Source organism: Actinotalea sp. JY-7876, assembly GCF_014042015.1.
GTDB lineage: Bacteria > Actinomycetota > Actinomycetes > Actinomycetales > Cellulomonadaceae > Actinotalea.
The window spans coordinates 3,167,763-3,188,174 of record NZ_CP059493.1; the positions used below are offsets into that span (position 1 = coordinate 3,167,763).

Consider the following 20,412-nt stretch of genomic DNA (forward strand, 5'->3'; position numbering starts at 1 on the left):
ACCCGGCCCGACCGCGGCGCCGCAGCGCTGCGGTTGAGCACGTCGAGGGTTCAGGACTTCGAGGTCGGGTCCCCGCGCTCGGCGATGAGCTCGTCGTAGATCGGCGACTGGCTCGCACCCGCCTGCTGACCGCCCTCACGCCGCTCGGGCGGCGTCGACGTCGCCCGCCGTGCGATGTCGGCAAGGCTCATGATGACCTCCGGATGTGATGCACGTGTGAAGATCCTGCCCGCTGAAGGCGCCGCGCGCACGCCGGCGCCCACGGCACCCGCATCCGGGTCAGCCGTCGACCCCCGCGAGCCGCAGGGCCCAGCGCCGCTCGACGGACACGGTCGCGAGCGCGAGGAGGCCGCCCGCGACGATGGCGAGCGGCAGGAGCATCCACACCAGCACCCCGGAGGCGATGGCCGCGGAGAGCAGCAGGGCGGAACCGACGAGGTCGGCCCCGCTCACGCGCGCCGCCTCCCGCAGCGCGGGCCCCGGGCGCGTGCCCGGCTCCCACGTGCCGCACGCGCGCAGCACGACGACGGCGCCCACGGCGGCCACGGCGGCGACGACGACCAGCACCGCGGTGCCGCCGGGCAGCGCGCCGGAGCGCGCGAGCACGACGTCGATCGCGACGAGCAGGACCAGGAGCGGGACGCCCAGCGCGAGCGCCCACCAGTCCCGCAGGGCGCGGCCGGTGTCCCGCACGACCGTCCGCACGGGCGGCTCGGCGAACCCGTCCGCGCCGCGCCGCACCCGCCGCGCGCCCGCGGCGAGGGCGGGCACCGCCGTCACGACGGGCAGGCTCAGCACCGCCACCACCGCACCGACGACGAGCACCTCGCTGATCAGCTCCAGGCGAGAGCTTCCGGGAACGCGCACTGCCACCTCCTTGGTCGCCGCCATCATCCCTTGAGCGCCGCGGGAGGCCGCTACCGTGCTCGGATGGCCATCGCCCCCACCGTCCTGCACCTCGCCGAGCGCACGTACTGGGACGCCGCCCGCGAGCGCGGCGTGTACGAGCGATCGACCCGGGGCGCGTCGTTCGAGCAGGTCGGCTACGTCCACGCCGCGACGCCCGCCCAGCTGCCGGCCGTCGGGGCCGCCGTCCACGGCGACGACGCCGCCGCCGACCTCGTGCTGCTGGTCGTGGACCTCGACCGACTCGCCCGGCACGGCGTCGAGGTGCGGTGGGAGAACCTGGAGGGCGGCGAGGAGCGCTACCCGCACCTGTACGCGCCGCTCCCGGTCGAGGCGGTCGTCCGGACGCTCGCGGTCCCCGAGGCCGACGGGGGCGGCGCGGACTGGGCAGCCCTCGTCGCGGCCGTGCGCGGATGAGCGCCGGGCTGGACCGCGCGACGGCGGCGCTGCGGCCGTGGACCGTGCAGGACGCGCCGGCGCTGCGCGACGCCGTGGCCCAGAGCCCGGACCTCGCGACCCAGCTGGGCGGCGCGGCCCTGCGCACCGTCGAGGACTGCGCGGACTACATCACGGCGCACCTGCTCGACCGCGGCCTGCACGCGATCACGGTCGACGGCGTCGCGGTCAGCACGGTCGGCATCAGCCACCTCGACCCGCGCCACGACACGGCGTGGACGTCGTACTGGCTCACCGCGAGCGCACGCGGCCGCGGCCTCGCGACCCGCGCCGTGGCGACCGTCGCCCGCTGGGCCTTCGACGAGCTCGGCCTCTTCCGCCTCGAGCTCGGGCACCGGGTCAACAACCCGGCGTCGTGCCGCGTGGCGACCGCCGCCGGGTTCACCGCCGAGGGCATCGAGCGGGCGAAGCTGCGCTACGGCGCCGAGCGGTTCGACGTCGAGACCCACGCGCGGCTGCGCACGGATCCCCGGCCGGAGATCGAGCCGCTCGCCCTCGCCCGCTGACGGCGGGGCCCCCAGGGCCGCCAGAGGCCGCCGTCAGCGACCCGTGCCGTCGACCGCGTGCTCCTCGATCGCCGCGAGCTCGTCGGCCGTGAGCGGCGCGGCCCGGAGCGCGGCGACGTTGTCCTCGAGCTGCGCGACGCTGCTCGCGCCGATGAGGGCCGACGTGATCCGCTCGTCGCGCAGCACCCACGACAGCGCGAGCTGCGCGAGGCTCTGACCGCGCTCCGCCGCCATGTCGTTGAGCGCGCGCGCCCGCGCGAGGTAGGTCTGGGAGATCCGCTCGGCGGTGAGGAAGTGCCCGACGGCGGCGCGCGAGTCGGCCGGCACCTCGCCCGACAGGTAGCGGTCGGTGAGGAGCCCCTGCGCGAGCGGCGAGAACACGATGGTCCCGATGCCGAGGTCCCCGACGACGTCGAGCAGCGTCTCGGTCTCCCCCTCGGCGACGCGCTCGACGTGCCGGTTGAACATCGAGTAGGAGGGCTGGTGGATGAGCAGCGGCGTCCCGAGCTCGCCCAGCACGCGTGCCGCCTCGCGCGTCTGCGACGGCGAGTAGTTCGAGATGCCCGCGTAGAGCGCCTTGCCGCTGGTCACGGCCGTGTGGAGCGCGCCCATCGTCTCCTCGATCGGGGTCGAGGGGTCGGGCCGGTGGGAGTAGAAGATGTCGACCCGGTCGAGCCCCATGCGCGCGAGCGACTGGTCGAGCGAGGACAGCAGGTACTTGCGCGAGCCGCCGTCGCCGTACGGGCCCGGCCACATGTCGTAGCCGGCCTTGGTCGAGATGACGAGCTCGTCGCGGTACGGCCGCAGGTCTCTCGCGAGCACGTGGCCGAACGCCTCCTCGGCCGAGCCCGGGGGCGGGCCGTAGTTGTTGGCGAGGTCGATGTGCGTGATGCCGAGGTCGAACGCGCGCAGCAGGATCGCGCGCTGCGTCTCGAACGGCTTGGTGTGCCCGAAGTTGTGCCACAGGCCGAGCGAGAGCTCCGGCAGGTCGAGCCCGCTGCGGCCCGTGCGGCGGTACGTCATCGAGTCGTAGCGGTCGTCGGCGGCGACGTGGGGAGTCATGGGCCCACGCTAGTGCGGCGCGACGACGGTGGCCGCCGGCGGGCCTGCGAGACTTCCCCCGTGCTCCACGTCATGTTCTTCGAGCCCCGCATCGCCGGGAACACCGGCAGCGCCATCCGCACCTCCGCGGCGACGGGCTCGGCGCTGCACCTCGTCGAGCCGCTCGGCTTCGACCTGTCCGAGCCCAAGCTGCGCCGTGCCGGCCTCGACTACCACGACCTCGCGCACGTCGTCGTGCACCCGGACCTGGCGACCGCGCTCGACGCCCTGCCCGACGCGCGCGTCTTCGCCTTCACCACGCACGCGACGGAGCGCTTCACCGACGTCGGGTACCGCGACGGCGACGTGCTGCTCTTCGGCCCGGAGCCCACGGGCCTGCCCGACGACGTCGTGGCCCACCCGCGCATCACGCAGCAGCTGCGCATCCCGATGCTGCCGGGCCGCCGCTCGCTGAACCTGTCGAACTCGGCGGCGCTGGCCGTCTACGAGGCCTGGCGCCAGCTCGGGTTCCCCGGCGGCGTCTGAGCCTCAGCGCACCGGGATGTCGGTGAGCCGGAACGGCGCCTGACCGAGCCCGCCGCCGACCTGCACGGCGATCTCGTCCAGCTCGCCGACGTCGGGGTAGACGATGCTGAAGGTGCGCGTGGCGCCCGGTGCCATGTCGCTGAGCGTCTCGAGGTCGGTCAGCGGCAGCCACTGCTCCTTGCCGCTCTCGCTCACCGCGTCGAGGTAGTCCATCGGGTACACGGCCGTCGCACCGCGCAGCAGGACCACGCCGGACGCGGAGCGCTGCGGCGCGAAGCTGGCGCCCCGGTAGCTCCAGACGCTGGACAGGAACGAGACGCCGTGGAGCGCGCGCTCGTCCACGGCGGCGACCTCCAGGTCGAGGACGAGGTGCCCGTCGACCCGGCGGGCCTGCGGCGCCGTGACGCGGTGCGTACCGCCGGCGTAGGCGACGAGCACCCCCTCGGCGCCGGTCCCGACCGGCCCGTCCTCGAACGGCGGCAGCTCCCCGCCCGTCTGGACCTCGACGGTCTGCGTGATCTGCGACGCGAGCGTCAGCGCGACGCGCCGGTTCTGGGCACGGCTCGCGTCGTCGGTGTTGGGGACGAGCGGCTCGGACTCGCCGCGGCCCTCGGCGACGATCTCGAACCGGTCCGTGTCGACGCGCTCGGCGAGCGCCGCGGCCACGGCCTGCGCGCGCCGCACCGACAGGTCCTGGTTGTAGGCGTCGTCCAGGACGTCGTCGGTGTGGCCGACGACCGTCACCGTCCCCGGCTCACGACCGGCGAGGTGGCCCGCGGCGACGTCGAGCGCCGCCTGCGCACCCTCGGTGAGGTCGGCCGAGTCGACGGCGAACAGCACGTCGGACCCGAGCGTGACCTGGACCTCCTCGGTCGTCGTCAGCGTCTGCACGGCGCCGGCGAGCTCGGCGGTGAACGACTCGAGGCCCGCGACCGGCGCCTCGACGACCGTCTCCAGGACGAGCCGCTCGGTCGGCTCCTCCGGCGTGTCGCCGGGCGCGTCCGGCTCGGGCACCTCGCCCTCGACGACGGGGACCTCGGGCAGGTACGGCCCCCCGGGCAGGAACAGGCCCATCGACGTGACGTCCGCCGGTGGCGCGGCGTACGCGGTCTGCACCCGCAGCGTCGTCCCCGGGTAGAGCGCGACGGCGCCGTCCACCGTGGTGACGGCGTAGCCGCCCGGGTCGGTCGCGACGGTGTGCACCACGTCGCGCTCGAGGTCCACCAGGCGCACGCCGGCGAGCACGGGCAGGGTCAGCACGCCGGTGCCGCCCAGCGCCAGGCCCAGCAGGATCGGGTCCTCGCCGACGTCCGGCATCGTCAGGTCCAGCGTGAGCACCGCATGGTCGCCGGTCCGCACGACCGGCAGGACCTCGACCTCGACGTCCACGCCGTCGAGGTGCAGCGTTGAGGTGGCCGCCACGGCGCTCGTGTCCACCGGCGTGGGCGTCGGCGACGCCGGGACCGGGTCGGGGCCGGACCCCTCGCCTCCGCCGCCGCAGGCGGCCAGCAGTGCCACGCTCAGGGCGAGGGCGGCTCCTCGAACGGCAGGGCGGCGCATGCGGTCTCCTGTCTCGCGGGATCGCCGCACACCGTAGCGTCCATGGTCATCTCACGCCCGGTGGAGCCGGGCGTCGAGCGGCGGGTGCTCGAACCCGGTGTCGAGCACCCAGCGCCAGGCGTCCGCGACGGACTCCTCGACCGGCCGCGTCGGCAGGCCGAGCTCGCGCGCCCGGTCGGTCGCGACGTCCCAGGCGGTACGGGCGACGTCGTCGGGCAGCCAGAACGGCAGGTCCCGCCAGGGCTCCACGCCCGCGGCGAGCAGCGCCTCCTCGGGCACCGGGACGAGCGCCGCCGGGGTGCCGCCCGCCGCGGCCACCGCGGCGCGGCACGCCTCGAGCATCCCGTGGAAGGTCGTCATCCCCGCGGGCCCGGTCGCGGTGACCGGCCCCGCCGGCATCGCCTCACCGCGCTCGACCATCGCGACGAGCCACCCCGCCAGGTCGCGCGCGTCCACGAAGGCCACGGGGACGTCGGAGGCGGGCACGGTGACGCGGTCCTGCGTCGCGATCCGGTGCAGCCACGAGGTCAGTCGCCGGGTGCCGTCGCCCGGCCCGATGATGAGCCCCGCCCGGGCGGCGAGCAGCCGGTCGCCGAACCCCGCCGCGAGCACCCGCTCGCTCTGCGCCTTCATGGGCCCGTAGTCGTCGAGGTCCGCGTCCGGGCCGAAGGTCGGGTCGTCCTCGCCCCGCACCGGGCCGGGCGGCCACCCGGAGTAGGCGCTGATGCTGCTGACGTACGCGTACGCCGGGACGTCCGCGAGCGCCGCCGCCGCGGCCTGCGCGCCCGCGACGGTGTAGCCGCACGAGTCGACGACGGCGTCGGGCACCCAGTCCCCCAGCGAGGCGAGCGCCGCGCGCAGGGCGTCGGCGTCGTCGCGGTCCGCGTGCAGGGCCCGGACCCCGGGCGGCAGTGCCCCGGGGCGCCGGCTCAGCCCGACGACGTCGTGACCGCGCGCGGCCGCCACCCGCACCACGGCGCCGCTGAGGAACCCCGTCGCACCGATTGCGAGCAGCCTCACGTCGGCCAGTGTCGCTCATGTGAGCGCAAACATGATGTGATCTGCACATGAGCGAGTCGACGACGACGCGTGCGCGCGTGATCATGCACCCGGACTTCACCGTCGGTCCCGTGGACCGACGCCTCTTCGGCTCGTTCGTCGAGCACCTGGGCCGCGCGGTCTACACCGGCATCCATGAGCCCGACCACCCGACGGCCGACGAGCACGGCTTCCGGCAGGACGTGGCCGACCTCACGCGCGAGCTCGGGGCCACCGTCGTGCGCTACCCGGGCGGCAACTTCGTCTCCAACTACGTGTGGGAGGACGGCGTCGGGCCGGTCGCCGAGCGCAAGCCCTTCATCGACCTCGCGTGGCGCACGGTCGAGCCGAACCTCGTGGGCACCGACGAGTTCCTGCAGTGGGCCGAGCGCATGGGCGTCGAGCCGATGATGGCGGTCAACCTCGGCACGCGCGGCGTCGCCGAGGCGGCCGCACTGGTCGAGTACTGCAACGGGGAGGCCGGGTCGCGGTGGGCCGACCTGCGCATCGCGAACGGCCGCACCGAGCCCTACGGGGTGCGCCTGTGGTGCCTGGGCAACGAGATGGACGGCCCCTGGCAGATCGGCCACACGAGCGCCGACGAGTACGGCCGCCTCGCGGCCCAGGCCGGCCACGCCATGCGCCTGGTGGACCCCAGCATCGAGCTCGTGGCGTGCGGCTCGTCGTCGATGGAGATGGACACGTTCGGCGCGTGGGAGCGCACCGTCCTGGAGCACTGCTGGGACGTCGTCGACCACATCTCGATGCACGCCTACTACGAGGAGATGGACGGCGACCGCGCGACCTTCCTCGCGTCGGGCACGGCGATGGACACGTTCATCCGCCGGGTGGAGGCGTCCGCCGACGCCGTGGCCGCCCGCCGCCGGTCCGACAAGCGCATGACCATCTCGTTCGACGAGTGGAACGTCTGGTACCTCAAGACCCGGTTCCCGGGCGAGTCGAACCTGCCGCTCCAGCGCGACGCCCCGCGCATCATCGAGGACGTGTACTCGGGCCTCGACGCCGTCGTCGTCGGCGACCTGCTCGTGACGCTCCTCAACCACGCCGACCGGATCGCCGTCGCGTGCCTGGCGCAGCTCGTCAACGTCATCGCACCGATCATGACCGAGCCCGGCGGCGAGGCGTGGCGCCAGCCCACCTTCCACCCGTTCGCGGCGACGGCGCGGCTCGCGTCGGGCTCGGCCCTGGACCTGCGCGTCGAGTCCCCCACGACGACGACGCGCCACGGCGAGACGCCGCTGGTCACTGCTGCCGCGACGTGGGACGAGGCGACGGGTCGCTTCGCGCTCTTCTGCACCAACCGCTCGCCGGAGCCGGTCGAGGTGACGCTCGAGCACACCGGGCTGGACGTCCGGCTCGGCACCGGCACGCGGCTGGTGGCGGACCACGAGCCCGCGGTCGCGGGCCCGGAGCACGCCGCCCGCGTGGCCGAGCGCTGCCTGAGCAGCGTCCCGGCCCCCGGGTCGAGCACCCTCACCCTCGCCCCCGAGTCCTGGACCGCCTGGGAGGGCACAGCCGCGCGCGGCTGAAGATGCGGCCCCTCGGCGCGGCTGTGAGGCTCGTGCCATGCCGCGCTCCGACCTGACGCGCCAGATCGGCGTCCTCGTCCTGTCCCTCCTCGCGATCGCCGGCGCGTTCCTCGGGTCCGGCGCGCTCGGAGGGACGCCGGTCGCGGAGGCGGCCGACGGCGCGCTCTCGGCCACGGCCACGCCCGTCGCCCCCGGCTCGCCCGCCTTCTCGATCTGGTCGGTGATCTACACGGGCCTGCTCGCGTACGCCGTCTGGCAGGTGCTGCCCGCCCAGCGCACGGACGCGCGCCAGCGCCGGACCGGCTGGCTGGCGGCCGCGTCGATGCTGCTCAACGCGGCGTGGATCGGCGTCGTGCAGGCCGGGATCCTGTGGCTGAGCGTCGCGGTGATCGTCGCGCTGCTCGTCGTGCTGGTGCTGCTGATGACCGTGCTCCGCGAGGTGCCCCCGCGCTCGCGGCTCGAGACGCTGGTGGTCGACGGCACCTTCGGGCTGTACCTGGGCTGGGTGACCATCGCCACCATCGCGAACACGGCCGCCGCCCTGGCCGCGTCCGACGTCGGCGAGCTCGGCCTGGGCGCGACCGGCTGGTCGGTCGTCCTGCTCGCGGCGGCGGCCGCCATCGGCCTGGCCTATGCGCTGTGGACCCGCGGCCGCATCGCCGTCGCCCTCGCCCTCGCGTGGGGCCTGACGTGGGTGGCCATCGCCCGGACGACGGACGAGCCGCGCGACACCGCGGTCGCCGTCGCCGCGGGGATCGCGGCGGCCGTGACGCTCGGGTCGGCCGTCGTGGTCCGGCTCACGCGTCGGCCGGCACCTCGCCGCTGACCCATGCGCGGACGGGCCCCGTGGTCGTGGGCCCGAACGCGACGTTGGCCTCGCCCGTGACCGTGAGGTCCTCGTCGTCGCGCGAGACCCGCACGTCCGCGACGAACGGCGTCTCGATCAGGCGCACCGTCACCCGCAGGTCGCCGTGGTCGTCCACGCGCGCCGCGGCCACGACGGGCTCGCGGTGGCCCGGCCGCGCGGGCAGGTCCCACGGGAGCGTGATCTCGTCGGGGTGCCAGCGGCCGTGCGGGGCCGGGACCGTCTGCCAGGTGTCCCCCACACCGAAGGACACGAGGGTGTGCTGGTCCCCCGTCATGACGCGCAGGCCCGTCACGCCGGACGGGTTCGGGTCCACGACCGCCTCGATGGCGCCCCGCCAGGGCCCGGCGTGCGGCGGACGGCCGAGGGGCGGGTCGTGCCGCAGTGACCCGAGGCGCTCGACCAGGCGCGCGTGGGCGGCCGGGTCGGGCGGCAGGGGCGCGCTCGCGACCGCGGGGAGCAGGTGGGCCCAGATGGCGTCGAGCACGCCCTGCATGTCCGGCGTCCCGCCCGTGATCGCGACGACCGTCTCCTGGTCCGGCAGCACGACGCAGAACTGCCCGAACGCGCCGTCCCCCCGGAAGGAGCCGTGCCGCCCGCGCCACAGCTGGTAGCCGTAGCCCTGGTCCCAGTCCACGGTGGTCCCGACCGACGGCGTGCGCGCGGCGCTCGCGCGGGCGACCCAGCCCTCGGGCAGGAGCCGCCGGCCGCGCCAGACGCCGTCGCACCGCAGGAGCTCGCCCAGGCGCGCGACGTCCTCGGTGCGCGCGGCCAGGCCGAAGCCGCCCGCGTCGAACCCGGTCGGCGCCTGCTCCCACGTCGCGCCGGCGATGCCGAGCGGGTCGAGGAGACGGGGCGTGAGGTAGTCGAGCAGCCGCTGGCCCGTGACGCGCTGGACCACGGCCGAGAGCATCGCCGTCGCGGTCGTGTTGTAGACGAAGTGCGTGCCCGGCTCGTGCTCGACGGGCAGGCTCAGGAACGCCTGCACCCAGTCGTGCTCCGCGATGACGCGCTCGGTCGTGTCCTCGTGGTGCCCGGTCGTCATCGTCAGCAGGTGCTCGAGGCGCATGCGCGCCAGCCGCGGGTCCGGCTCGCCCTCCTCCAGGCTGAGGTGGTCGAGGAGCAGGTCGTCCACGGAGAGCAGGCCCTCGGCCTCCGCGAGCCCGACGGCGATCGCGGTGAACGTCTTGCTCAGCGAGAACAGCTGGTGCGGGCGCTCGGGGCCGTACGGGGCCCACCAGCCCTCGGCGACGACCGCCCCGCGCGTGACCACCACGAGCCCGTGGGGTTCCGGCACCGCCTCGAGGGCGTCGACGAGGGCGAGCAGCGCGGTCGAGGCGACGCCCTGCTCCTCGGGGGTGACGCGCGGCAGGGCGAGGTCGTCTTCGGGCATGGTGCTCAGCGTGCCACCGGACCGCTCGACCCGCGCACCACCAGGTGGGTGGCGAGGGCGGGTGACCTTACCCTCGGGCGCATGACGAACCCCGCCTGGCTCCCGGACCGCGCCTTCGCCTGGATCGGCGCCCAGCGGGTCGCCGTCGTCGGTGACGGCGAGGTCGTCCAGACCGTCCGCGACGAGGTCGAGCGCGCGGCCGCCCGGTGGGGGGGCGCCCTGCTCCGCGAGACCGCGGGCGCCGAGGTCGTCCTGACGACCGGCCACGACGGCGTGGGCGAGGAGGGCTTCGAGGTCACGCGCGAGGACGACGTCGTCGTCGTGCGTGCGGGCGGCGGGCCGGGCCTGCTCTACGGGCTGCACCACCTGGTGCGGCACGCCGCCGGCGGCGCCCCAGGCCCGGGGTTCCTCGGGCGGCACGAGCCGGTCGAGCCGATCCGCATGCTCGACCACTGGGACAACCTGAGCGTGCACCCGGTCATGGGGCACGTCGAGCGCGGGTACGCGGGCGACTCGATCTTCTGGCTCGACGGCAGGCTGCGCGCGGACCTCACGCGGGTGCGCGAGTACGCGCGCCTGCTCGGCGCCACGGGCGTCAACCGGGTGAGCGTCAACAACGTCAACGTCGGCCGGGCCGAGGCGCACCTGCTCACCGACGGCCTGGACGACGTCGCGGCGCTCGCGGCGATCTTCCGGCGCCACGGCATCCGGACCCACCTGTCCGTCTCGTTCGCGGCCCCCGTGACTGTCGGCGGCCTGGCGACGTCGGACCCGCTCGACGACGACGTGCGCGCGTGGTGGACCCGCGCGGCCGCGGCCGTGTGGGCCCGCATCCCCGACTTCGGCGGCTTCGTCGTCAAGGCGGACTCCGAGGGGCAGCCCGGCCCGTTCGCGTACGGCCGCGACCACGCCGACGGCGCGAACCTGCTCGCGCGCGCGGTCGCACCGCACGGCGGCACCGTCTTCTGGCGCGCCTTCGTCTACGACCACCGCCAGGACTGGCGCGACCGCTCGACCGACCGCGCGCGGGCGGCGTACGACCACTTCGCGCCGCTCGACGGCCGGTTCGACGAGAACGTCGTGCTCCAGGTCAAGTACGGTCCGATCGACTTCCAGACGCGCGAGCCGATCTCCCCGGTCATCGCGGCCGTGCCGCGCACGCGCCTCGCGGTGGAGCTGCAGATCACGCAGGAGTACACGGGGCAGCAGCGGCACGTGTGCTGGCTGGGCCCGCAGTGGTCCGAGGTGCTCGGGTTCCGGCCCTGGGGCGCCGGCACGACCGTCGCGGACCTCGCGGCCGGGCACGGGCCGGGCGGGCGCGGCGCCGGCCTCGTGGCCGTCTCCAACGTCGGCACGGACGAGTTCTGGACCGGCCACCCCCTCGCACAGGCGAACCTCTACGCGTTCGGCCGCCTCGCGTGGGACCCGACGCTGCCCGCCGTCGACGTCCTCGACGAGTGGATCGGCCTCACGTTCGGCGACGACCCCGAGCTCCGGGCCGCCCTGCACGACGTCATGGACGGCTCGTGGCGCACCTACGAGGACTACACCGCACCGCTCGGCGTCGGCTTCATGGTGCGGCCCGGCCACCACTACGGGCCCGACGTCGACGGGTACGAGTACACGCCATGGGGCACCTACCACTTCGCGGACCGCGACGGCATCGGTGTCGACCGCACGCGCGCCACGGGCACCGGGTACACCGGTCAGTACCCGGAGCCGTGGCGCGACGTCTACGAGTCGCTGACCGAGTGCCCGGACGAGCTCCTGCTGTTCTTCCACCACGTCCCGTGGACGCACGTGCTGCACAGCGGCGTGGGCGTCGCCCAGCACGTCTACGACACTCACTTCCGTGGCGTCGAGGCCGTCGACGCGATGGCCGAGCGGTGGGCCGGGCTCGAGGGCGTCGTGCCCGACGACGTCTTCGCGCGCGTCACCGAGCGCCTGGCCGAGCAGCGGCGCAGCGCGCGCGAGTGGCGCGACCAGCTCAACACGTACGTCCTGCGCAAGTCCGGCGTCCCCGACGCCCACGGGCGCCGCATCCACTGACGCGTCAGGCCACGCAGAACTCGTTGCCCTCGGGGTCCGCCAGGGTCGTCCAGGTGCTCTGCGGCCCCTCCGAGCCCGTGTGCAGGAAGGTCGCGCCCCGCTCGAGGAGGCGGGCGACGACGGCGTCGGCGTCCCCGTCCCCGGGGCGCAGGTCGAGGTGCATGCGGTTCTTGACGGTCTTGCCCTCGGGCACGAGCTGGAACAGCATCCGCGCCGCCGGACCCGCGCCGTCCGGGTGGCCGATCGCGGCGCCGGTGCGCCAGACGAGGACGCCCCGGTGCGTGGTGGTGTCCGCCTCGGACGCGTGGCCCTGGGACACCATGGACCGGATGAAGTCCGGGTCCGACGGCTCGACCTCCCAGCCGAGCGTCTCCGCCCACCAGTCCGCGAGCGCGTGCGGGTCGGCGCAGTCCACCGTCACCTGGAAGCTCATCGCCATGGACCGACGATAGGACCGCCTACGCCATGGCGGAAGGCTTCACGAAGCGCTCGCGCACGCGATCGGCGAGGCGCCGCTCGTCGCGCGCTAGCCTCGCCGCAGAATGTTGCGAGGATGTCCGTCCCGACCAAGATCGACCTCGCCGTCGAGCTGGTGGCGCGCGAGAGCACCGGGCCGCCGCCCGACGCCGTCCGACGCGACGCACCCGCGACCGCGAGCCCGCCCAGCAGCCCACCAACCCGACCCTGCCGAGACCCCCGGAGGCGCGCCCGTGGCGCTGTTCGACCTGCCGCTCGACCGACTCGAGACGTACCGCCCGGACGTCACCGAGCCCGAAGGCCTCGACGCGTTCTGGGGCGCGACGCTCGACGACGCCCGCACGCACGCCGTGCTCGCGGACGTCCGACCGGTCGACACCGCGCTGCAGACCGTGCGGACCTGGGACGTGACGTTCACGGGCGCCCACGGGCACCCGATCCGCGCCTGGTACTCCCGCCCCGCCGGCGCCGACGGCGCCGCGCTGCCCGCCGTGGTCGAGTACCTCGGCTACGGCCGCGGACGCAGCTACCCGCAGGAGCGGCTGGCGTGGGCCTCGGCGGGGTACGCGCACCTGCTCATGGACACGCGGGGGCAGGGCAGCCAGTACGGCTCCGGCGGGCACACCGCCGACCCCGTCGGCTCGGATCCCGCGGCGCCCGGCTTCGTGACGCGGGGCATCCTGGAGCCGTCGACGTACTACTACGTCCGGCTCATCACCGACGCCGTGCGGGCGGTGGACGCGGTGCGCGCGCTCGACGGCGTCGACCCGGAGCGGGTCGCGATCGTGGGCAACAGCCAGGGCGGCGGGCTCGCGGCCGCGGTCGCCGGCCTCGTGCCGGACCTCGTCGCCGCCATGGTCAGCTCCCCGTTCCTCTGCCACGTGCGGCGCGCGCTCGGCCTCACCGACGCCGACCCCTACGCCGAGGTGGTCCGCTTCCTCGCCGTGCACCGCGGCGCGGAGGACCAGGTGCTCCGCACGCTCGACCACGTGGACGGCATGCACCTCGCCCGCCGCGCCCGGGCGGCGACCCTCTTCGCGACCGGGCTGCGGGACACGATCTGCCCGCCCTCGACCGCGTTCGCGACCTACAACCACTGGGGCGCGCTGACCGGATCGGAGCCGGACCGCGAGATCGCCGTCTACCCGTACAACCACCACGAGGGCGGCGAGGCGGCGCACGCCGACCGCCAGCTCCGCTGGCTGCGCGCTCGGATGCCGTCGCCCACCCTCTGAGCCAGAGCCCCTCCCGGCCGCACGGCCGGCACGGCCGGCGCGGTCGGCGTGGTCGGCGTGGTCGGCACGGGCGGCACGGTCGGCACGGTCGGCACGGTCGGCACGGTCGGCACGGTCGGCACGGTCGGCACGGTCGGCACGGATCGAGACGACCCGGGTGGCCGATCGCGAGGCCCGTGCGCCGGACGAGGACGCCGCGGTGCGTGGTGGTGTCCGCCTCGGAGGACGGCCAGGATGGACCGACCCGCACGGCTCGGCGGAGGGTGGACGGCGATGCGGCCCAGGACGACGCACGACTGGACGGCGAGCGTGGACGTGGGGCACCTGGCGCTCATCCGCGCCGACCCCGCGCGGTACGCGCCGGGCGGCGCACGCCACCTCGTGCTCGAGGCGGTCGCGTACCCGCTCGACGAGGCGCTCGCCGTCGGCCGCGGTAGGTGCGTGGTGACCCTGCACGCCGACGGGTCCGTGTCCGTCGCCGACGACGGCCGGGGCACCGACACGCGCCGTGGCCCGGACGGCGCGCCGGTCCGCAAGCCGGTCATGGCAACCCGCGACCTGCGGTTCTTCGACGCCGTCGAGCCGCCGCTCCTGCCCGACGGTCACGTCCGCCGCGGCATGTCCGTCGTGGCGGCACTGTCGACCTGGCTCGTCCACACGAACCGCCGCGCGGAGGGCACCTGGACCCAGCGGTACGAGCGCGGCGTCCCCGTCACCGACCTGGTCCCGGGTGGCACCGAGGACATCGGCACGGGCACGGGCACCGGCACCGGCACCGGCACCGGCACCGGCACCGGCACGACAGTGCGCTTCAGGCCCGACGCCGCACTCGTCGGCCCGTCCCCCGTCTCGGCGGCGGAGCTCAGGGCCTACCCCTGGCCCGGCCCGCTTGTGCTGGAGGTGACGGACCTGCGCCACGACGCGGCGGACCCACCGCCCTCCTAGCGAGCGTCGAGCGGTTGAGCGGAGGACGCGCGGCGCGCCCGTCAGTCGGGCGTCGGGTCGGCCACCGTCGACGGTCCACCTGGTGGGTCTCCCCGCGGTGGTGGCACGGGCGGATCGTGCGCCGGCGGCCGGTGATGGAGCCGCCCGGTGGGCGCGCGCCAGGTCGTCGTGCCGTCGTCGGCGCGAACCGGCGTCCAGCCGGCATGGGTCTTGGCGCGGTGGTGGTGACGACACAGCGCGTGGAGGTTGTCCAGGCGGGTCTGGGGCTTCGCGTCGCGGTTCGGCCCGTCGCCGCCGCCTCCGTCGGCGCCGCCCCCGCCTCCTCCGCCGCCGCCCTCGTCGGCGCCGTGGTCGTACGCGACGACGTGGTCGACGTCGCAGCGCGCGGCAGGCATGCGGCACCCGGGGAAGGTGCAGGTGCGGTCCCGCAGGACCACGGCGTCGCGCTGGTCCTGCGTCGGTGCGTAGCGGGTGGTCGAGCGGGCCAGCGGCTCGCCGGTCCAGGAGTCCACCAGCAGCGGCTGCCAGGTCGCGCGGGCGGCGATCCGCCGGGCCATCTCCGGAGGGATGGGCCCGTACCCGGCGAGCTCGCCCGGCTCGTCCGTCAGGCCCAGCAGCATCGCGGCGGACGCGGTGACCGCCAGGTGCGGGCGACGGCCCTGCCGGGTCGGCAGCGGGGTCCCGTCGGGGTGCACGCCCGCGTCGAGCCACCGGGTCGTGACGTCCACCAGGGCGTCGGCACGCCGCTGGTCGAGGGTGCGCCCGTCCTGCGGTGCCGCGTCCCCGGCGACCGCCGTCAGGGCGTCGTGGACCGCGCGAGCCTCGTCGGCGGGCAGGTACGCGCCCAGCCAGGCCATGGCGTCCGGCGCGGGCGCGAGCTCGACCCGCCGCTCGGCGCACGCCCGCTCGTGGCGCCGGCGTGCGCCGTCGGGGTCGCGGAGAAGCTCCATCCGGCGCAGCCTGGACCGCAGCTGCGGCGCCGTGCACGACCCGGCGCCGGGAAGCACCGCCGAACTCACCGCCTGCGCCACGTCCTGCGGCAGGCGAGCGAGCTCCTCGCACAGCACCGTCGCCCGCCGCGCATCGATCCGGCCGCCCGCCAGGGCGTCCGCGGCCGCCGGGATGCGCTCCAGCCCCGCGGCCAGCGCGACCTTGTCCTCAGCGACGTGACGCGTCACCGACAGCGCGACCGCGACCTCCTCGGCCAGGAACTCCCCGCGCGCGCCGCGCGGGCGCGAGGACAGCTCCGCGATCACCCGCGCCTGGCCGGCCACCGCCCACGAGACCACGCGTTCCCACGCCGCGATCGCCTCCACCAGCCCCGCCTCGTCGACGTCGGCGGGCTCCAACCCCGCCAGCCGCTCCGCGAGGCCGACACCGGGCTCCGCCTCCGCCAGCTCCGCCGCCACCGGGTGACGCACGGCCCACAGCCACGCGCCGACCTGGGGAGCGACCTCACGCCCACCACCGGCACCACCGGGACGCGGCGCGCCAGCGGCGCTGCCGACAACCCCCGAACTGGACATACCGGCACACTACGGGCGACCACCGACACGACCATGGCCACCCCACACGCGACGACGCCCCGCCCGGATCCCGGGCGGGGCGTCGCCGTCAGGCGGTGCAAGCGGTCAGGAGGCCTGATCCTCGTCCGTCGTCGTCAGCGGCGGCATCGAGGAGACGGCGACCCCGACGGGCTCGACGTCGTCCTGGACGGCGCCCTCCTTGCCGATCCCGCGGAAGATGAACTCCCCGAGCAGGCCCTCCCCCTGCGCGTCCACGACCACGGTCTGCCCCGCGCGCAGCTCGCCGAAGAGGATCTTCTCCGAGAGGTTGTCCTCGATCTCGCGCTGGATCGCGCGGCGCAGCGGCCGGGCACCCAGGACGGGGTCGTAGCCCTTCTCGGCCAGCAGCTTCTTGGCCGCGGGCGTGAGCTCGATGCCCATGTCCTTGTCCTGGAGCCGCTTCTCGAGCCGGGCGATCATCAGGTCGACGATCTTGATGATCTCGTCCTGCGACAGCTGCGGGAACACGACCACGTCGTCGACGCGGTTGAGGAACTCGGGCCGGAAGTGCTGCTTGAGCTCGTCCCCGACCTTCGCCTTCATCCGCTCGTACGACGTCGACAGGTCGCCGCCGGCCTGGAAGCCGGTCTGGACGCCCTTGGCGATGTCACGCGTGCCGAGGTTCGTGGTCATGATGATCACAGTGTTCTTGAAGTCGACCACCCGGCCCTGCGAGTCGGTCAGGCGACCGTCCTCGAGGATCTGCAGCAGCGAGTTGAAGATGTCCGCGTGGGCCTTCTCGACCTCGTCGAAGAGGACCACCGAGAACGGCTTGCGACGCACCTTCTCCGTGAGCTGACCGCCCTCGTCGTACCCGACGTAGCCGGGGGGCGAGCCGAACAGCCGCGAGACCGTGTGCTTCTCCGAGAACTCGGACATGTCGAGCTGGATCAGCGCGTCCTCGTCGCCGAAGAGGAACTCGGCGAGCGCCTTGGCGAGCTCCGTCTTCCCGACACCCGTGGGGCCGGCGAAGATGAAGGAACCGCCCGGACGCTTCGGGTCCTTGAGCCCGGCACGCGTGCGGCGGATCGCCTGGGCGAGGGCCTTGATGGCCTGCTCCTGGCCGATGACCCGCTTGTGCAGCTCGTCCTCCATGTGGAGCAGCCGGCTCGACTCCTCCTCGGTGAGCTTGAACACCGGGATCCCGGTGGCCAGCGCCAGCACCTCGGCGATGAGCTCCTCGTCGACCTCCGCGACCGTGTCGAGGTCGCCCGACTTCCAGGCCTTCTCCTTCTCGGCCCGCTGGAGCCCGAGCTGCTTCTCGACGTCGCGCAGGCGCGCGGCCTTCTCGAAGTCCTGCTCGTCGATCGCCGACTCCTTGTCGCGACGCGCCTCGGCGATCTTGTCGTCGAGCTCGCGCAGCTCCGGCGGTGCCGTCATCCGGCGGATGCGCAGGCGCGCGCCCGCCTCGTCGATGAGGTCGATCGCCTTGTCGGGCAGGAAGCGGTCGTTGACGTAGCGGTCCGCGAGCTGCGCGGCCGCGACCAGCGCGCCGTCGGTGATGGACACCCGGTGGTGCGCCTCGTAGCGGTCCCGCAGGCCCTTGAGGATCTCGATCGCGTGCGACAGCGTCGGCTCCGCGACCTGGATCGGCTGGAAGCGGCGCTCGAGCGCGGCGTCCTTCTCGACGTGCTTGCGGTACTCGTCGAGCGTCGTCGCGCCGATCGTCTGCAGCTCCCCGCGCGCCAGCATCGGCTTGAGGATGCTCGCGGCGTCGATCGCGCCCTCGGCGGCACCCGCACCGACGAGCGTGTGGATCTCGTCGATGAACAGGATGATGTCGCCGCGCGTGCGGATCTCCTTGAGGACCTTCTTCAGGCGCTCCTCGAAGTCGCCGCGGTAGCGCGAGCCGGCCACGAGCGCGCCGAGGTCGAGCGTGTAGAGCTGCTTGTCCTTGAGCGTCTCGGGGACGTCACCGCGCACGATGTCCTGGGCGAGGCCCTCGACGACGGCCGTCTTGCCGACGCCGGGCTCGCCGATCAGCACCGGGTTGTTCTTGGTGCGGCGGGACAGCACCTGCATGACCCGCTCGATCTCCTTGTCCCGGCCGATGACCGGGTCGAGCTTGCCCTCGCGCGCCGCCTGGGTCAGGTTGCGCCCGAACTGGTCGAGCACGGCCGAGCCGGACGGCTGGCCCTCCTGCGGGCCGCCGGCCGAGACCGGCTCCTTGCCCTGGTAGCCGGAGAGCAGCTGGATGACCTGCTGGCGCACGCGGTTGAGGTCGGCGCCCAGCTTGTTGAGCACCTGGGCGGCGACGCCCTCACCCTCGCGGATCAGGCCGAGGAGGATGTGCTCGGTGCCGATGTAGTTGTGGCCCAGCTGCAGCGCCTCGCGCAGGGACAGCTCGAGCACCTTCTTGGCGCGGGGCGTGAACGGGATGTGACCCGACGGGGCCTGCTGGCCCTCGCCGATGATCTCCTGGACCTGCTGACGCACGGCGTCCAGCGAGATCCCGAGCGACTCGAGCGCCTTGGCCGCGACACCCTCACCCTCGTGGATGAGGCCGAGCAGGATGTGCTCGGTCCCGATGTAGTTGTGGTTGAGCATCCGCGCCTCTTCCTGGGCGAGGACGACAACACGGCGGGCTCGGTCCGTGAATCTCTCGAACATGTGGCGCTCCTTGCGACGGCGTTCTGCAAGGCTAACGGCGGGTCTCGCCCGAGGCTTCCGTGTTCGCCGCAGGCGTGACGCCGGGGCCCGGGCCGCGCTCCACGAGGTGGGCGACGACGGCGTCGACCGTCACCGGCGAGGCGAGCACGCGGTGGTGGCCGAGACCCTGGGTGGTCACGAGCCGCGTGTCCGGCCACCGCGCCGCGAGCTCGACCGCCACCCGGTACGGCGTCTCGCGGTCGTCGCGGTCGTGGACCACGAGCGTCGGCGGCGTGACGCCGCGCTCCCCCAGGGGCGCGAGGTCGAAGCCCGCCATCGGCCGGCCCGCGACCTCCTCCAGCGACGCGCGCAGGTGGTCGGCCGTGCGCCCGCCCAGCCGCAGCAGCCCGGTGAACATCGCGACGACGTCCTCGAACCCGTGGTTGGGAGCGACGAGCGCGACCCGCTCGGGGGTCGCCCCGGCCGCGAGCACCTGGCCCACCACCGTGCACCCCATCGAGTGCCCCACCAGCCCGGTGGCGGGCCCGAACCGCTCGAGGGTCGCCTCGAGCGCCTCGACGAACTCCATCACCGTCCCGCGGCGGGGGCCGAGGTACCCGGGGTCGCTGTCCCCGTGGCCGGGCGCGTCGACGGCGATGACGCGGTGACCGGCGTCGACCAGCGGCGCGACGAACGCACCGAGCTGACCTCGCCACCCGCCCCAGCCGTGCACGAGCACGACCGTCGGCCCCTCGCCCCAGGTCTCGACCGCGACGGTGCCGCCGCGCGGGACCGGGACGCGGTGCACGACGCCGCCCGCGGGTCGCCCGTCCTGCCGGCGCGGCACGGCCGGCAGCGTGCACCACAGGTCGAGCGCGCGGCGATCGGCCGCCGCGGGTGCGACGCGCTCGAGGGCGCGCAGGTGCGCGCGGACCGCGGCGAGCTGCGCCGCCGCCGTCGCCCGGCGACGGGTCCGACGCAACCGCCGCCGCCACGAGGGCGACGCGTACGGGGCGGGAGGGGACGTGACGGACCCGGTCATGCGGTCACCTCGCCCGGGTTCCGGATCGCGGCCAGCAGGGTGTCGACGGCGCGTGCCGTGCGCGCCTCGGCGCGCGGGTCGGCCAGCAACCGGTGGCGGTGGTAGAACCCGAGCATCACGGCGTAGAGGTCGGACGCGAACTGCTCGGCGTCGGCGTCGGGGCGGAACCGGCCGTCCGCGACACCGCCGCGCACGATGCGGGCGAGCGAGGCGTCGAGCTCCCGGTGGTGTTCCACGAGCCGGTCCCGGACCGGACCCGGCCGCTCGTCCAGCTCGGTGCTCGCCTTGACGAAGAGGCAGCCGCCCGGGCGGCGCTCACGCCCGCACGCGATCCAGGCCGCGACGAGCGCCCGCAGGCGCGGCTCTCCCCGGGGCTCCCGGAGCGCGGGCACGACGACGGCTCGCGCGAAGTCCGCCGCGGCGGCGTCGAGCACGGCGAGCTGCAGGGCCTGCTTGGAGCCGAAGTGCGCGTACATCCCGCTCTTGGACATCTCCACCTCGGTGGCGAGCGCCCCGATGGTCAAGCCCTCGAGCCCGACGCGGTAGGCGAGCGCGACCGCCTGCCGCAGGATGACGTCCCGTGTGTGCTCGCCCCGTCCCATCACGGCAAAATAGCACGACCGTTCGTTCTTTCCCATGGGCCGGAGCG

Annotated in this window: 19 protein-coding genes; 8 read left to right on the forward strand and 11 right to left on the reverse strand. The window is 74.8% G+C overall.

All coding sequences use genetic code 11. The annotated features are described in order from the left end of the window. Window positions 1–50: 50 nt before the first annotated feature. Both H2O74_RS14575 and H2O74_RS14580 read right to left on the reverse strand, forming a co-directional pair. The gene (locus H2O74_RS14575) at window positions 51–191 is read right to left on the reverse strand and encodes a hypothetical protein (protein ID WP_182112235.1); all 141 of its coding nucleotides are present in this window, start codon (window positions 189–191) and stop codon (window positions 51–53) included. Window positions 192–279: 88 nt separating this feature from the next. Continuing rightward, on the reverse strand, window positions 280–867 hold the full coding sequence (locus H2O74_RS14580; protein WP_182112236.1) for a hypothetical protein: 588 nt from the start codon (window positions 865–867) through the stop codon (window positions 280–282). A 63-nt stretch (window positions 868–930) separates the two neighbouring features. Between H2O74_RS14580 and H2O74_RS14585 the strand changes: the two genes are divergently transcribed. Next, window positions 931–1,323: a DUF952 domain-containing protein gene (locus H2O74_RS14585; RefSeq protein ID WP_220457972.1), complete on the forward strand. Its 393-nt coding sequence runs from the start codon at window positions 931–933 to the stop codon at window positions 1,321–1,323. Beyond that, window positions 1,320–1,868, forward strand: a complete 549-nt coding sequence (locus tag H2O74_RS14590) for a GNAT family N-acetyltransferase (RefSeq protein WP_182112237.1) — start codon at window positions 1,320–1,322, stop codon at window positions 1,866–1,868. The genes H2O74_RS14585 and H2O74_RS14590 overlap by 4 nt, the downstream gene beginning before the upstream one ends. Window positions 1,869–1,901: 33 nt before the next feature. Here H2O74_RS14590 and mgrA read toward each other — a convergent pair whose 3' ends face one another. Next, window positions 1,902–2,930, reverse strand: a complete 1,029-nt coding sequence (gene mgrA / locus H2O74_RS14595) for an L-glyceraldehyde 3-phosphate reductase (RefSeq protein WP_182112238.1) — start codon at window positions 2,928–2,930, stop codon at window positions 1,902–1,904. A 60-nt stretch (window positions 2,931–2,990) separates the two neighbouring features. On the opposite strand from mgrA, the gene H2O74_RS14600 reads away from it, so the two are divergent. Further along, on the forward strand, window positions 2,991–3,455 hold the full coding sequence (locus H2O74_RS14600) for a tRNA (cytidine(34)-2'-O)-methyltransferase (protein WP_182112239.1): 465 nt from the start codon (window positions 2,991–2,993) through the stop codon (window positions 3,453–3,455). 3 nt (window positions 3,456–3,458) lie between these two features. Here the strand turns inward: H2O74_RS14600 and H2O74_RS14605 are convergent, their stop codons facing one another. Beyond that, window positions 3,459–5,015 (reverse strand): OmpA family protein, encoded by a 1,557-nt coding sequence (locus H2O74_RS14605; protein ID WP_182112240.1) that lies wholly within the window; start codon window positions 5,013–5,015, stop codon window positions 3,459–3,461. 51 nt (window positions 5,016–5,066) lie between these two features. Continuing rightward, a complete protein-coding gene (locus H2O74_RS14610) occupies window positions 5,067–6,035 on the reverse strand; it encodes an NAD-dependent epimerase/dehydratase family protein (RefSeq protein WP_182112241.1) in 969 nt (322 codons plus the stop codon). Between the two features lie 47 nt (window positions 6,036–6,082). Between H2O74_RS14610 and H2O74_RS14615 the strand changes: the two genes are divergently transcribed. Continuing rightward, the gene (locus H2O74_RS14615) at window positions 6,083–7,603 is read left to right on the forward strand and encodes an alpha-N-arabinofuranosidase (protein ID WP_182112242.1); all 1,521 of its coding nucleotides are present in this window, start codon (window positions 6,083–6,085) and stop codon (window positions 7,601–7,603) included. A gap of 37 nt (window positions 7,604–7,640) precedes the next feature. Continuing rightward, complete coding sequence (locus H2O74_RS14620) at window positions 7,641–8,429, forward strand: tryptophan-rich sensory protein (RefSeq protein ID WP_182112243.1); 789 nt, start codon at window positions 7,641–7,643, stop codon at window positions 8,427–8,429. Here H2O74_RS14620 and H2O74_RS14625 read toward each other — a convergent pair. Beyond that, window positions 8,401–9,861 carry a serine hydrolase gene (locus H2O74_RS14625; RefSeq protein WP_182112244.1) on the reverse strand — a complete coding sequence of 487 codons (1,461 nt, stop codon included), beginning with the start codon at window positions 9,859–9,861 and terminating at the stop codon, window positions 8,401–8,403. The two genes, H2O74_RS14620 and H2O74_RS14625, sit on opposite strands and share 29 nt — an antisense overlap. An 81-nt stretch (window positions 9,862–9,942) precedes the next feature. On the opposite strand from H2O74_RS14625, the gene H2O74_RS14630 reads away from it, so the two are divergent. Further along, window positions 9,943–11,910 carry an alpha-glucuronidase gene (locus tag H2O74_RS14630; RefSeq protein WP_182112245.1) on the forward strand — a complete coding sequence of 656 codons (1,968 nt, stop codon included), beginning with the start codon at window positions 9,943–9,945 and terminating at the stop codon, window positions 11,908–11,910. Window positions 11,911–11,914: 4 nt separating this feature from the next. On the opposite strand, the gene H2O74_RS14635 is transcribed toward H2O74_RS14630, so the two are convergent. Further along, window positions 11,915–12,349, reverse strand: a complete 435-nt coding sequence (locus tag H2O74_RS14635) for a VOC family protein (protein WP_182112246.1) — start codon at window positions 12,347–12,349, stop codon at window positions 11,915–11,917. Between the two features lie 271 nt (window positions 12,350–12,620). On the opposite strand from H2O74_RS14635, the gene H2O74_RS14640 reads away from it, so the two are divergent. Together H2O74_RS14640 and H2O74_RS14645 are read left to right on the forward strand one after the other, a co-directional pair. Beyond that, the gene (locus H2O74_RS14640; protein ID WP_182112247.1) at window positions 12,621–13,622 is read left to right on the forward strand and encodes an alpha/beta fold hydrolase; all 1,002 of its coding nucleotides are present in this window, start codon (window positions 12,621–12,623) and stop codon (window positions 13,620–13,622) included. Window positions 13,623–13,895: 273 nt separating this feature from the next. Then, window positions 13,896–14,567 carry an ATP-binding protein gene (locus tag H2O74_RS14645; protein WP_182112248.1) on the forward strand — a complete coding sequence of 224 codons (672 nt, stop codon included), beginning with the start codon at window positions 13,896–13,898 and terminating at the stop codon, window positions 14,565–14,567. 41 nt (window positions 14,568–14,608) lie between these two features. On the opposite strand, the gene H2O74_RS14650 is transcribed toward H2O74_RS14645, so the two are convergent. From H2O74_RS14650 to H2O74_RS14665, 4 genes are all read right to left on the reverse strand, one after another. Further along, window positions 14,609–16,093: an HNH endonuclease signature motif containing protein gene (locus H2O74_RS14650; RefSeq protein ID WP_182112249.1), complete on the reverse strand. Its 1,485-nt coding sequence runs from the start codon at window positions 16,091–16,093 to the stop codon at window positions 14,609–14,611. 105 nt (window positions 16,094–16,198) lie between these two features. Beyond that, a complete protein-coding gene (locus H2O74_RS14655; RefSeq protein WP_182112250.1) occupies window positions 16,199–18,742 on the reverse strand; it encodes an ATP-dependent Clp protease ATP-binding subunit in 2,544 nt (847 codons plus the stop codon). Window positions 18,743–18,773: 31 nt separating this feature from the next. Beyond that, on the reverse strand, window positions 18,774–19,763 hold the full coding sequence (locus H2O74_RS14660) for an alpha/beta fold hydrolase (protein ID WP_182112251.1): 990 nt from the start codon (window positions 19,761–19,763) through the stop codon (window positions 18,774–18,776). After that, window positions 19,760–20,365, reverse strand: coding sequence for a TetR/AcrR family transcriptional regulator (locus H2O74_RS14665; RefSeq protein ID WP_182112252.1), 606 nt, complete (start codon window positions 20,363–20,365; stop codon window positions 19,760–19,762). The genes H2O74_RS14660 and H2O74_RS14665 overlap by 4 nt, the downstream gene beginning before the upstream one ends. Window positions 20,366–20,412 lie beyond the last annotated feature (47 nt).

What these genes read in the sequence shown, in the direction of transcription:
- H2O74_RS14575 (WP_182112235.1), bottom strand. Translation starts at nt 191, where the DNA reads ATGAGCCTTGCCGACATCGCACGGCGGGCGACGTCGACGCCGCCCGAG.
- H2O74_RS14585 (WP_220457972.1), top strand. Translation starts at nt 931, where the DNA reads ATGGCCATCGCCCCCACCGTCCTGCACCTCGCCGAGCGCACGTACTGG.
- H2O74_RS14590 (WP_182112237.1), top strand. Translation starts at nt 1,320, where the DNA reads ATGAGCGCCGGGCTGGACCGCGCGACGGCGGCGCTGCGGCCGTGGACC.
- mgrA (WP_182112238.1), bottom strand. Translation starts at nt 2,930, where the DNA reads ATGACTCCCCACGTCGCCGCCGACGACCGCTACGACTCGATGACGTAC.
- H2O74_RS14605 (WP_182112240.1), bottom strand. Translation starts at nt 5,015, where the DNA reads ATGCGCCGCCCTGCCGTTCGAGGAGCCGCCCTCGCCCTGAGCGTGGCA.
- H2O74_RS14615 (WP_182112242.1), top strand. Translation starts at nt 6,083, where the DNA reads ATGAGCGAGTCGACGACGACGCGTGCGCGCGTGATCATGCACCCGGAC.
- H2O74_RS14620 (WP_182112243.1), top strand. Translation starts at nt 7,641, where the DNA reads ATGCCGCGCTCCGACCTGACGCGCCAGATCGGCGTCCTCGTCCTGTCC.
- H2O74_RS14625 (WP_182112244.1), bottom strand. Translation starts at nt 9,861, where the DNA reads ATGCCCGAAGACGACCTCGCCCTGCCGCGCGTCACCCCCGAGGAGCAG.
- H2O74_RS14630 (WP_182112245.1), top strand. Translation starts at nt 9,943, where the DNA reads ATGACGAACCCCGCCTGGCTCCCGGACCGCGCCTTCGCCTGGATCGGC.
- H2O74_RS14635 (WP_182112246.1), bottom strand. Translation starts at nt 12,349, where the DNA reads ATGGCGATGAGCTTCCAGGTGACGGTGGACTGCGCCGACCCGCACGCG.
- H2O74_RS14645 (WP_182112248.1), top strand. Translation starts at nt 13,896, where the DNA reads ATGCGGCCCAGGACGACGCACGACTGGACGGCGAGCGTGGACGTGGGG.
- H2O74_RS14650 (WP_182112249.1), bottom strand. Translation starts at nt 16,093, where the DNA reads ATGTCCAGTTCGGGGGTTGTCGGCAGCGCCGCTGGCGCGCCGCGTCCC.
- H2O74_RS14655 (WP_182112250.1), bottom strand. Translation starts at nt 18,742, where the DNA reads ATGTTCGAGAGATTCACGGACCGAGCCCGCCGTGTTGTCGTCCTCGCC.
- H2O74_RS14660 (WP_182112251.1), bottom strand. Translation starts at nt 19,763, where the DNA reads ATGACCGGGTCCGTCACGTCCCCTCCCGCCCCGTACGCGTCGCCCTCG.
- H2O74_RS14665 (WP_182112252.1), bottom strand. Translation starts at nt 20,365, where the DNA reads ATGGGACGGGGCGAGCACACACGGGACGTCATCCTGCGGCAGGCGGTC.